Annotated in this window: 11 protein-coding genes; 5 read left to right on the forward strand and 6 right to left on the reverse strand. The window is 66.1% G+C overall.

Annotation, left to right across the window (positions count from 1 at the left end; all coding sequences use genetic code 11):
* Positions 1–3: 3 nt before the first annotated feature.
* On the reverse strand, positions 4–468 hold the full coding sequence (gene nrdR / locus CH249_RS22970; RefSeq protein WP_008716872.1) for a transcriptional regulator NrdR: 465 nt from the start codon (positions 466–468) through the stop codon (positions 4–6).
* 100 nt (positions 469–568) lie between these two features.
* Positions 569–979, reverse strand: coding sequence for a hypothetical protein (locus CH249_RS22975; protein WP_032397899.1), 411 nt, complete (start codon positions 977–979; stop codon positions 569–571).
* A gap of 384 nt (positions 980–1363) precedes the next feature.
* Between CH249_RS22975 and lexA the strand changes: the two genes are divergently transcribed.
* On the forward strand, positions 1364–2047 hold the full coding sequence (lexA, locus tag CH249_RS22980) for a transcriptional repressor LexA (protein WP_032398406.1): 684 nt from the start codon (positions 1364–1366) through the stop codon (positions 2045–2047).
* A gap of 77 nt (positions 2048–2124) precedes the next feature.
* Here lexA and CH249_RS22985 read toward each other — a convergent pair whose 3' ends face one another.
* From CH249_RS22985 to ptsP, 3 genes are all read right to left on the reverse strand, one after another.
* Complete coding sequence (locus tag CH249_RS22985; protein WP_094682822.1) at positions 2125–3267, reverse strand: acyl-CoA dehydrogenase family protein; 1143 nt, start codon at positions 3265–3267, stop codon at positions 2125–2127.
* Positions 3268–3419: 152 nt separating this feature from the next.
* The gene (locus CH249_RS22990) at positions 3420–4691 is read right to left on the reverse strand and encodes a uracil-xanthine permease family protein (RefSeq protein ID WP_179273206.1); all 1272 of its coding nucleotides are present in this window, start codon (positions 4689–4691) and stop codon (positions 3420–3422) included.
* A gap of 22 nt (positions 4692–4713) precedes the next feature.
* Complete coding sequence (gene ptsP, locus CH249_RS22995) at positions 4714–6402, reverse strand: phosphoenolpyruvate--protein phosphotransferase (RefSeq protein ID WP_094682823.1); 1689 nt, start codon at positions 6400–6402, stop codon at positions 4714–4716.
* A gap of 212 nt (positions 6403–6614) precedes the next feature.
* On the opposite strand from ptsP, the gene CH249_RS23000 reads away from it, so the two are divergent.
* The 4 genes from CH249_RS23000 to CH249_RS23015 are packed head-to-tail and all read left to right on the forward strand — an operon-like array spanning position 6615 to position 10745.
* Complete coding sequence (locus CH249_RS23000) at positions 6615–7382, forward strand: DeoR/GlpR family DNA-binding transcription regulator (RefSeq protein ID WP_032397896.1); 768 nt, start codon at positions 6615–6617, stop codon at positions 7380–7382.
* On the forward strand, positions 7379–8389 hold the full coding sequence (locus tag CH249_RS23005; RefSeq protein WP_032397895.1) for a 1-phosphofructokinase family hexose kinase: 1011 nt from the start codon (positions 7379–7381) through the stop codon (positions 8387–8389). The genes CH249_RS23000 and CH249_RS23005 overlap by 4 nt, the downstream gene beginning before the upstream one ends.
* Before the next feature lie 9 nt (positions 8390–8398).
* Positions 8399–10444: a fructose-specific PTS transporter subunit EIIC gene (locus CH249_RS23010; RefSeq protein WP_032397894.1), complete on the forward strand. Its 2046-nt coding sequence runs from the start codon at positions 8399–8401 to the stop codon at positions 10442–10444.
* Between the two features lie 43 nt (positions 10445–10487).
* A complete protein-coding gene (locus tag CH249_RS23015) occupies positions 10488–10745 on the forward strand; it encodes an HPr family phosphocarrier protein (protein WP_032397893.1) in 258 nt (85 codons plus the stop codon).
* A 21-nt stretch (positions 10746–10766) separates the two neighbouring features.
* On the opposite strand, the gene CH249_RS23020 is transcribed toward CH249_RS23015, so the two are convergent.
* Positions 10767–11822: a hypothetical protein gene (locus tag CH249_RS23020; RefSeq protein WP_256981242.1), complete on the reverse strand. Its 1056-nt coding sequence runs from the start codon at positions 11820–11822 to the stop codon at positions 10767–10769.
* Between the last annotated feature and the right edge of the window lie 32 nt (positions 11823–11854).

Below are 11854 nucleotides of genomic sequence, written 5' to 3' on the forward strand. Positions count from 1 at the left end.
CTGTCAGTCGATGTCTGCGGACTCGCGGTGCTTGCGCAGTTCGTGGATTTCCTTCTCGAAGTCTTCTGCCGAGCTGAACGAGCGGTAGACGGAAGCGAAGCGAAGGTAGGCCACTTCGTCCAGGTCACGGAGTGGACCGAGAATGGCCAAGCCCACTTCGTTGCTGGGGATCTCCGCGGATCCCGCTGCACGGATGGCGTCCTCGACCTGTTGTGCCAGTAGGTTCAGCGCGTCGTTGTCGACATCTCTGCCCTGGCAGGCGCGACGGACTCCCTTGACGACCTTCTCTCGGCTGAACGGCTCGGTGACACCACTGCGTTTCACGACGGCCAGCACTGCGGCCTCGACCGTCGTGAATCGGCGACCGCACTCCGGGCAGGAGCGACGACGCCGGATTGCTTGCCCCTCGTCCATCTCACGCGAGTCGACCACGCGTGAGTCGGGATGCCTGCAGAACGGGCAATGCATGAGGGATCCTCCGTCGTAGCCGATGCTCCGACGACGAGCACGCACATCGGGGCAGTCTGTCGAGGATACTCAGTCTCCTCGAACCCGACGGTGCCGGTGGTCATCTGCCGGGCGTGTACTCGACGACAGCTCCGTCGTGCACCTCGACCACACCCGCCGGTTGCGCGCCGGCATCGGGGGCGACGGCCCGCAGGTTCGCAATGCCGATCAGCCCGCCCGCCACCACCAGGACCGCCAACACCGTCAGCACGATCGACCGCATCCGAACCGGCTGGCCGGCGAAGTGCGCCGAGGTCGCGTCGAACTCGCGATCGGCCTGCTCGCGATCGGTGACATCGGTCCACGACGGATCGAGGACCGGGAGGCACGGTGAACTCTGTGTGCGGGGTCCCGTGACACCGTGCGTTCCGATGGGACTCTGCAGAACGGGACGCGCCCGGCGGCGGCGCTCGACGGCAGTGGATCGGGCGCGGACACCGGCGGCGGTGGGGCGATCGGTGATGATGGTCATCGGAACCTCGACTTCGCTCGTTGGATCGATTGTTCGATCAGGCGTTCGATGGACGCTTGTTCGAAGTTCTATCACGAGCCTCCGACAAAGTCTGCAGAAAACGCGACACGAGTCGAACAGATGTTTGATTCAACAGCTGATACACGCTAGATTCGTGTCAGAAACCACACGCCACACGAGTCGACACCATCAACTCCAGTCCGCGCAGACCTACCACGCAGACCGGATCCAGGACACCAGCAGGAGGCCGACAGCATGAAGGACGAGACCTCGACGAGGTCGACCACGCTTTCCACTACCACCGGTTCCAAGGCGACCGGAGCCAGGGCCACCGCACCGAAGGCCGCAGCGGGTAAGCCTGCCGCGGAACCGACATCCAAGGCCATGGAAGTCGGCACCGACATCAGCGCGGGTCTGACCGAGCGGCAACGGAAGGTACTCGAGGTCATTCGAGCTTCGGTGACCGAGCGCGGTTACCCACCGAGCATTCGAGAGATCGGTGACGCGGTCGGCCTGACATCGACCTCCTCCGTCGCTCACCAGCTCCGTACGCTCGAACGCAAGGGTTTCCTCCGGCGCGACGCCAACCGGCCCCGCGCGGTCGACGTCCGCGGTCTCGACGAGGTGCAGGCCGATCAGGCAGCCGCCGCGGTCGACGGATCGCAGGCGTCCGAGGAGCAGGATCGGTTGCCTACCCCGACGTTCGTGCCGGTACTGGGCCGGATCGCTGCAGGCGGTCCGATTCTGGCCGAGGAAGCCGTCGAGGACGTCTTCCCGCTCCCCCGCGAGCTGGTCGGACAGGGTTCGCTGTTCCTGCTCAAGGTGGTCGGTGAATCGATGATCGATGCGGCCATCTGCGACGGTGACTGGGTGGTGGTTCGTCAGCAGTCCGTGGCCGACAACGGCGACATCGTCGCTGCGATGATCGACGGCGAGGCCACCGTCAAGACGTTCAAGCGGTCCAAGGGCGAGGTGTGGCTGCTGCCGCACAACCCGCTGTTCGAGCCGATCCCGGGCAACAACGCCGCGATCCTCGGCAAGGTCGTCACCGTGATGCGCAAGCTGTAGGGATCGTCACCGAGGTGACACGCGAAGGGCCGCAGCACAGGAGTGCTGCGGCCCTTCGCGTGTCTCGGATCAGCGGATCACAGATTCAATCCGCGGCCGATGATCTCCTTCATGATCTCGGTGGTGCCGCCGTAGATGGTCTGTACACGGGAATCCATGTACGCCTTGGCGATCGGGTATTCCTTCATGTAGCCGTAGCCGCCGTGCAGCTGCAGGCACCGGTCGATCAGTTTGACCTGATTCTCGGTGGTCCACCACTTCGCCATGGCGGCTTCTTGCACAGTCAACTTGTCTGCGTTGAGCAGTTCGATGAACTTGTCCACCATGATGCGGGTGGCGGTGGTTTCGGTGGCCAGTTCCGCCAACACGAAGCGCGTGTTCTGGAACTTGCCGATCGACTTTCCGAAGGCCTTGCGGTCGCGGCAGTACTGGATCGTCATGTCCAGTGCCGATTCCATTGCCGCGGCCGCGACGACGGCGATCGACAGGCGTTCCTGCGGCAGATTCTGCATGAGGTAGATGAAGCCCATGCCTTCCTCGCCCAGCAGGTTGGCGGCGGGCACGCGAACGTCGGTGAAGCTGAGTTCGGCGGTGTCCTGGGCCTTCATGCCGATCTTGTCGAGGTTGCGGCCTCGCTCGAATCCGGGCATGTCGCGTTCGACGACCAGCAGGCTGAAGCCCTGCGCGCCCTTCTCGGGGTCGGTGCAGGCCACGACGATGATCAGGTCGGCGTTGATTCCGTTGGTGATGAACGTCTTCGAGCCGTTGAGCACCCAGTCGGCACCGTCACGTACGGCCTTGGTCTTGATTCCCTGCAGGTCGCTTCCGGTTCCCGGCTCGGTCATCGCGATCGCGGTGATCAGTTCGCCGGAGCAGAATCCGGGAAGCCAGCGCGCCTTCTGCTCGTCGTTCGCAAGATCGATCAGGTACGGCGCGACGACGTCGTTGTGCAGGGTGAAACCGATACCGCTGTATCCGCCGCGGGTGGTTTCCTCGGTGACGATGGCGTTGTAGCGGAAGTCCTTGACTCCGCCGCCGCCGAATTCCTCGGGCGCTGCCGTTCCGAGGAAGCCCTGCTTACCGGCCTCGACCCAGACGTCGCGATCGACGATGTTCTGCTCTTCCCACTTCGCGTGGTTCGGCGCTACGTGCTGATCGAGAAATTTCCGGTACGACTCCCGGAACAGCTCGTGCTCGGGCTCGAAAAGTGTGCGTTCCACGAATGTCTCCTTGTTCGGTGCATACCGGCAGCGACCACGCGAAATCTCTACGAATCTCGATCGCCGGTACGACTGACGTCACAGGGAAACACTACGTCCGCGGCGTCGGGGCGGTCGATGACCAAAACGCGCGCGATCCGTGACCGACCCCGCTAACGACCTCGGGTGCCTGCACCTCTGGCGAGCGCCGAGACGATCGGGTACCCCAGCAGGATGCCCACCGAACCCCAGGCGATACCGCCGAGTTCGACCGATCCGACGGACAGTGTCAGGTCACCGATTCCGGCGACCAGCGCCGCAGCAACGACGATGAGATTGACCGGGTCGGTGAAGTCGACCTTCGCGTCGGTCCAGATGCGTACGCCGAGAAGCCCGATCAGGCCGTACAGCACCAGAGTTGCGCCGCCGATGACTCCGTCGGGGACGGTGAAGATCAGCGCACCGAACTTGGGCGAGAACGCGAGCACCATCGCCGTGATCGATGCGACCCAGTACGCCGCGGTCGAGTACACGCGGGTGGCGGCCATGACACCGATGTTCTCCGCGTAGGTGGTGGTTCCCGAACCGCCGCCGGCTCCGGCGAGTGTGGTCGCCAGCCCGTCGGCGATCAATGCGTCACCGGCCACGTCGTCGAGGTTCTTGCCGGTCATCGCGGCGACGGCTTTGACGTGTCCCACGTTCTCGGCGACGAGGACGATCACCACCGGCAGCGCCACGAGGATCACCGACAGCTCGAAGGACGGACCGCGAAACTCGGGCAGACCGATCCAGCTCGCCGCGCTCAGTGCGTCGAGACGCGGTTGCGCGATGCCCCCGGTGACGGCGGCGAACACCCAACCCACGACGACACCGAGCAGAATTCCGAGTCGTCCGATCAAGCCGGGTCCGAGCGCCGTCGCCAGCAGAATCGCGATCAGGGTGACGGCTGCGATCAGCGGCTGTGCCTCGAACGACGTGGTGGCGGCCGGTGCCAGGTTCAGCCCGATGAGCACGACGACGGCACCGGTCACGACGGGCGGCATGGCCGCGTCGAGTACCCGTTGGCCCGCGAACTTCACTACGAAGCCGACGGCGGCCAGTACGAGGCCGACACACAGGACCGCTCCGAGTTGGGCGGCGGGTCCGTTCGCTTGGGTGGCACCGAGCGGGGCCAGGAAAGCGAAGGACGAACCCAGGTAGCTGGGAACGCGCCCTCGAGTGATGACGAGGAACAGTGCCGTTCCTATGCCCGAGAACAGCAGCGTCGTCGATACCGGAAATCCGGTGATCGTCGGAACCAGCAGTGTCGCACCGAACATCGCGACGACGTGCTGCATTCCGATACCGATGGTGCGTGGCCACGTCAATCGTTCGTCGGGTGAGACCACCGCCCCGGCCTCGACGGTCTTTCCGTTTCCGTGCAGCGTCCAACCCAGAGTTCTCATGATGGAAGGCAACACTATTGGATCAGCCGAGGATCGCGCTCACTGCCTCGCGGGCGGCGGCGGTGCTGTCCGTTTTCAGGGCTGCGGCGGCCGCTTCCTTGCACTGATCGAGCGTGACCGTCGCCAACTTCGAACCCACGTGCGCGACGGCAGCCGATGCAGCGGACAGAGAGGTGATGCCGAGGCCGACCAACACACAGGCCAGGAGCGGATCGGCAGCGGCCTCGCCGCAGACCCCGACCGGCTTGCCTGCCTTGGCTCCCGCGGCAGCGGTGTGGGCGACCAGTGCCAGTACCGCCGGCTGCCACGGATCGGTCAGGCCGGCGAGCTGAGCGGACATGCGGTCGGCGGCCATCGTGTACTGCGCCAGGTCGTTGGTGCCGATGGACAGGAAGTCGACGTGCTCGAGGATGTGTTCGGCGAGCAGCGCGGCTGCGGGTACCTCGATCATGACGCCGGGGGTGAGTCCTCGTTCACGGACGTCGGCGGCGAAATCCTTCGCCTCCAACGCGGTTGCGATCATCGGAGCCATCACCCACGGGGAGGAGTCGGTCGCCTTCGCGGCTGCCGCGATGCCGTCGAGCTGGCGGTACAGAATCCCGCGGTCGGCCTCGGCGATGCGGATTCCGCGAATGCCGAGGGCCGGGTTTGCCTCGTCGGGATGCGTGGCGAACCGAAGCGGCTTGTCCGAGCCTGCGTCGAGAGTCCGCACGACGACCTTCTTGCCCGCGAACGCGTCGAGTACCTGGGCGTAGATCTCGGCCTGCTCGTCGACGGTGGGTTCGGAGTCGCGGTCGAGGAAGCACAGTTCGGTACGGAACAGTCCGACGCCGTCCGCTGCACTGGATCGCGCCGCGCGAGCACCGGCACCGTCCTGGACGTTGGCGAGAATGTCGACCGCGTGGCCGTCGGCGGTGGTACCGGGACCGACCCACTGGGACACCCGGTCGAGCTCGTCGCGGGCGGAGACGACGGCGGCGCGGGCCGACTCGGCATCGGGTTCGAGTTCGATCCGGCCGCTGGTGCCGTCCACCGATGCGTTCGTACCCGCGGCGATGTCGTCGAGGCCTGCCACGGCGACGATGCACGGAATGCCCAACTGACGCGCGATGATCGCGGTGTGGCTGGTCGGACCGCCCAGCGAGGTGGCCAGACCCACGATCAGCGCGGGGTCGAGGCCGGCGGTGTCGGCGGGTGCCAGGTCGTCGGCAAACAGCACGGACGGTTCGTCCGGCACCGGAACACCGGGCTCCGGAACGCCGAGGATCTCGGCGATGACGCGATCACGGATGTCGCGCAGGTCGGTCACGCGCTCTGCCATCAGTCCGCCGAGCTGGGTGAACATCGCGGCGAACTTGTCCGTCGCCGCCGCTGTCGCGGTGACGGCCGAACTGCCCTTGGCGATCGAGGAGCGCGCGGCTCCCAGCCAGCCGCGGTCCGTTGCCATCGCGGCGTTGGCCGACAGGACTTCCGAGGCAGCTCCGGTCGCCAGCTCCGCGCGACCGCGCAGTCGAGCGGCGACGGCGTTCGTTGCGGCGTCGAAGACGTCCTTCTCGGCATCTCGATCCGCCTCGGCCACCTCGCCGGTATCGGCAGGGATGGCGGGACGGGCACCGGGGCGGATCACGCGGCCGTATCCCACGCCGGGCACGACAGGCGTGCCGTGCAGCGTGGTCTGCGCTGCTCCGGTTCCGGCTGCATCGACTGTCATGTCGCTGTGTCCGGTCGAAGCGGTGCTAACCGATCCCGTCATGTGGTCCTCCTCGGATCCTGCGTGAACAAAGGTCTTCGTACTGTCCGGCGAGCTGTGGTGGGGGCCATCAGTCGCTTGTGTTGTGACCGAGATTACTCCAAACCCTTGACATGTCAACACACACGGGCGTAAAACAACATAAAGCAACATCAACGAGGAAGGAGACGCAGGTGTACGCAGAAGAACGACAGCACTCCATAGCCGAACTCATCAGCACCCAGGGCCGCGTCTCCGTCAACGATCTCTCCGCCACCTACGGCGTCACAACGGAAACCGTGCGCCGTGATCTCGCCACTCTCGATCGAATGGGTGTCGTGCGCCGCGTCCACGGTGGCGCAGTGCCCGCGTCGGCACTGACCACACTCGAACCGGGCGTCTCGGAACGAGAGTTCACCCGGGCCGATCAGAAGGACGCGATCGCGGCCGCCGCCCTGTCCTTCCTCCCTCCCGTCGGAGGCAGCGCCGTGTTCGATGCCGGCACCACAACCGGTCGACTCGCCGGTTTGCTTCCTCACGATCGCGAACTGACGTTGGTGACCAACTCGGTCCCGATCGCCGCGCGCGCCGCGACGATGTCGAATGTCAACCTTCGACTACTCGGCGGGCGGGTACGCGGGACCACCCAGGCGGCAGTCGGCGACGAAGCGCTGAGCGCCCTCGAATGGCTCCGGGTGGACGTCGCGTTCATCGGCACCAATGCCATCAGCGTCGGGCACGGACTGTCCACTCCCGACAGCGACGAGGCAGCCGTCAAGCGTGCCATGGTCGAGGCAGCCAATCATGTCGTGGTGCTGGCGGATTCGTCGAAGATCGGGCGCGAGCATCTGGTCAGCTTCGCCCGAGTGGGCTCCATCGATGTCATCGTCACCGATAGCGACATCTCGATCAATGACCGAAAGAATCTCAGCGACAAAGGAATCGAGGTGGTGATCGCATGATGGTCACACTCACGGCCAACCCGAGCATGGACCGGACGGTCACGCTCGACACGCCGCTCGTCCGTGGCGGCGTCCACCGGGCATCGACGTCGGCCATCGACCCAGGAGGCAAGGGCGTCAACGTCGCTCGCGTTCTCGGCGGATCGGGAGTCGGGGCGTTGGCAGTTCTCCCGGCCAACGTCGGAGACCCCCTGCTCGACGCGATGGCCGCGAAGGGAGTGCGGTATTCCGCGGTTCCGACGTCGGGTCCGGCGCGGACCAACATCACGGTGAGCGAAGTCGGTGGGACCACCACCAAGATCAACGAGCCCGGTGCCACGGTGTCGGAGCGGACCCGTGCGGAGCTGCGGGAGCGGATCCTCGCTCTCGCAGTCGATGCCGAATGGGTGGTTCTCTCCGGTTCGCTCCCGCCGGGCCTCCCCGTCGACTGGTATGCCGAGCTCGTCACTGCCCTGCGTGCCACGTCGGCGAAGGTAGCGGTGGACACCTCCGACGAGCCGTTGCTCGCTCTCGCCGCTGCCTTCCCGGAGTCGGCACCCGATCTGATCAAACCCAATTCCGAGGAACTCGCCCAACTCACCGGGTACGATTCCGAAGAGCTGGAAAGCGCAGCGGCGCAGGGTGATCCGACGGCTGCTATCGCAGCCAGCACGATCCTTCTCGGCCGAGGCGTCGGCGCGGTACTTGCCACTCTCGGCAGTGCCGGAGCCGTACTGGTCACCGAGGACGGTTCCTGGTACGCCAGCCCGCCCCCGATCACCGCGGTCAGCACGGTCGGCGCAGGCGATTCCTCGCTCGCCGGCTACATCCTCGCCGACGCCGAGAACTGTTCCGACGCAGACAAACTCCGCCGCGCCGTCGCCTACGGAACGGCAGCGACCGCGCTTCCAGGCACCACGCTTCCCCTGCCCGAGCAGACCCACCCGAATTCGGTGACGGTCCGTGCGCTCGACATCCCCACCTCCGTCACTCCGTCCACGCTCTCCCCTTCTTCGAACCGTCTCTAGGAGCCTGCAATGTCCACCCCCACCGAAGATCAGCAGATCATCGCCGAGGATCTGATCCTCCTCGACGCCGATCTCGGCGAGTCCAAGGAAGCCGTCATCGAACGCCTCGCAGGCGTTCTGGCTTCCGCGGGTCGCGCAACCGAAACCGATGCCCTGCGCGACGCCGCTCTGGCCCGCGAGGCGCAGTCGGCAACCGGCCTGCCCGGCGGCATCGCCATCCCGCACTGCCGCTCCGAAGCGGTCACCTCGGCCTCTCTCGGATTCGCCCGTCTGAACCCGAAGGTCGACTTCGGTGCCCCCGACGGCCCCGCGGACCTGGTGTTCCTCATCGCCGCTCCTGCCGGTGCCGGTTCGGCCCACATGAAGCTGCTCTCGAGCCTTGCGCGCGCACTGGTGAAGCCGGAATTCGTCACCTCCCTGCGCAACGCGTCCTCGGCCGCCGAGATCGTCACCCTCGTCGACGGGGTCATCAACCCCGCCGCCAAGCCGGCCGTGACGGCCCCGGCCGCAGCTCCTGTGTCGACCGCCAAGCACAGCGCGGCCGCCACCCCGGCCGAGACCACTGCCCCGAAGCACATCGTCGCAGTCACCGCCTGCCCCACCGGAATTGCGCACACCTACATGGCTGCCGATTCACTCGTCGCAGCGGGCGAGCGTGCCGGAGTCACCGTTCACGTCGAGACCCAGGGCTCGAGCGGCAGCACGCCGCTGGACCCCTCGATCATCGCCGGAGCCGAAGCAGTCATCTTCGCCACCGATGTGGGCGTCAAGGGTAGGGAGAGGTTCGCCGGTAAGCCCGTCATCTCCTCGGGCGTCAAGCGCGCCATCAACGAGCCCGACGTCATGCTCACCGAAGCCCTTCGCGCTGCACTGAACCCGGACGCAGCCCGCGTCGGCGGTACCGCAGTGGCCGCAGGCTCCACCGAATCCGCAGGCGAACTCGGCTGGGGCACCCGCATCCGCCAGATTCTCCTGACCGGCGTCAGCTACATGATTCCGTTCGTCGCCGCCGGCGGTCTGCTGATCGCCCTCGGCTTCCTGCTCGGCGGATACGAGATCTCCGGAGTTGCCGAGGACATCGTCGTCAACAACTCCATCACCTCCCTCCCCGAAGGCGGAATCGCCGCCTACCTCGGTGCCGTGCTCTTCCAGATCGGCGCACTGTCCTTCAGCTTCCTGGTGCCCGCACTGGCCGGCTACATCTCCTACGCCATCGCCGACAGGCCGGGACTCGCGCCAGGCTTCACCGCCGGTGCCGTGGCCGTTCTCGTCGGCGCAGGCTTCATCGGCGGCCTCGTCGGTGGTCTCATCGCCGGCTTCGTCGCACTGTGGATCAGCAAATGGAAGATCCCCGCGGTACTGCGTGGCCTGATGCCCGTCGTCATCATCCCGCTGTTCGCCACCCTCATCGTCGGCGCGATCATGTTCCTGCTGCTCGGCAAGCCGCTCGCCGCGATCACCAGCGGACTGACCGACTGGCTCAACGGTCTCAGCGGCTCCTCGGTCATCATCCTCGGCATCATTCTCGGCCTGATGATGTGCTTCGACCTCGGCGGACCGGTCAACAAGGCTGCCTACGCATTCGCAACCGCAGGCCTGTCGGTCACCGACACCGCATCACTGCGCATCATGGCAGCAGTCATGGCCGCAGGTATGGTGCCGCCGCTGGCCATGGCACTGGCCTCGACCGTTCGCTCGCGTCTGTTCACCGAAGCCGAGCGTGAGAACGGCAAGGCAGCCTGGTTCCTCGGAGCAGCATTCATCTCCGAGGGTGCGATTCCGTTCGCCGCGGCGGACCCGTTCCGCGTCATCCCCTCGATGATGGCCGGCGGCGCAGTCACCGGTGCCATGATCATGGCCTTCGACGTCACCCTCAGCGCTCCCCACGGCGGAATCTTCGTGTTCTTCGCCATCGGAAACATCCTGTGGTTCATCGTGTCTCTGGCCGTCGGCACCATCGTCTCGGCGTTCCTGGTCGTCTCGGCCAAGCAGTTCGTCAAGGGCAAGAACGCCCCGACCGAGGCCGAGCTCGATCCGGCACTCGCCACCGTCTGACACTCGCTACGATCGCAACAACCCCACTACGAAGGAGCACCACATGCCCAGCACCACAGTCGCCGTCGGATCCTCGATCGGTCTGCACGCTCGACCCGCAGCACTGATCGCCGACGCCGTCGCCGAAGCCGGCGTGGACGTCACCCTCGCAGTGGCCGACTCCGAGCCCGTGGACGCAGGTTCGGCCCTGATGATCATGACGCTTGGTGCCACCAAGGGCACCGAGGTCACCGTCAGCAGCGACGACCAGGCAGCACACGACAAGGTGGTCGCCCTCGTCGAAGCAGACTTGGATGCCTGACCAGACTGTTTGGCCAAGCGCCTAACGAGAACGCATCGATCGCCGGACGGTGAATCCCACCGCTCCGGCGATCAGCACCACACCGGCAGCGACGGCCGCTCGGAATGTCCATTCCGAGTCCGTCGCTGTCGGCGTCTGTGCCGACTGCTCGGGAACGACGGTCGGCGATACCGGCTCCACAGCAACAGGTTCGGGGGCAGACATCTCGAGATCGACCGCGTCGGGGACCCTCAGGATCGGCGGAAGCGTGGCCTCCGCGGATCCGAATCCGGCCTCGGATGCGATGAGCAAGGAACCGTCGTCGGTGAAGACCGATGCCTCACCCTGCGGCTGATCGGGCAACGCCACCACGGCGCGAGGCGCTGTCGGATCGACCAACGCCGACGCGATGTCCCCGTCCGGCACGCGGAACAGGTAGGCGTCGGTGTAGGTGCGCACTGCGGCCACGGCACCGTCGGCGCTCACCGCTCCCCCGGTCGCCAGTATCGATCCGACCACGAACGGCGGCCCACCGACCGTGTCGGTCGCCGTGAACGCCAGATTCCCGACCTTGCGCATCGGCGTCGGGCCAGGGCTGGACAGATCTGCGACCGATTGGTCGGCGGCGGGTACGTACACCCCGCTCACGCCCGAGAGATCCTTTGTCACGATCACCGGCCTACCACCGGGCTCGATCAGTATCGTCTCGGCGTCGTGCGCGCCGTCGGGGTAGGTCAATCGGTACAATTCGCCCCCGCCCGAGGCCGGGTCCATTCGCGTCAATGCCACTGTGTCGCGGCGCATCCGATTGTCGCCGATGTCCGCCAACCACAGCGAGCCGTCGTACGACGTCAGGTCCTCGACGTCGTACGGGTCGACGGGCACGTCGATCCATCGCGTGACCGCGCAGTTCGCATCGAGTTCGGCGACCCGATCATCGGCTCCGCTGTCTCCGATCACGTAGAGGACGCCGTCGATCGAGGTCAGCCCCGACAACTCCGCGAGTCCAGGATCGATTGGACCACAATAGGTTTCGGTCTCGATCGGTGCACCCGAGGCGACTCCCCCGAATGCGGCGGCCGAGGCCACGACAGCCACGACAGCACCACGGGCCACCAGCCGTGGTCCCA

The organism is Rhodococcus sp. 05-2255-3B1, from assembly GCF_002258545.1.
GTDB lineage: Bacteria > Actinomycetota > Actinomycetes > Mycobacteriales > Mycobacteriaceae > Rhodococcoides.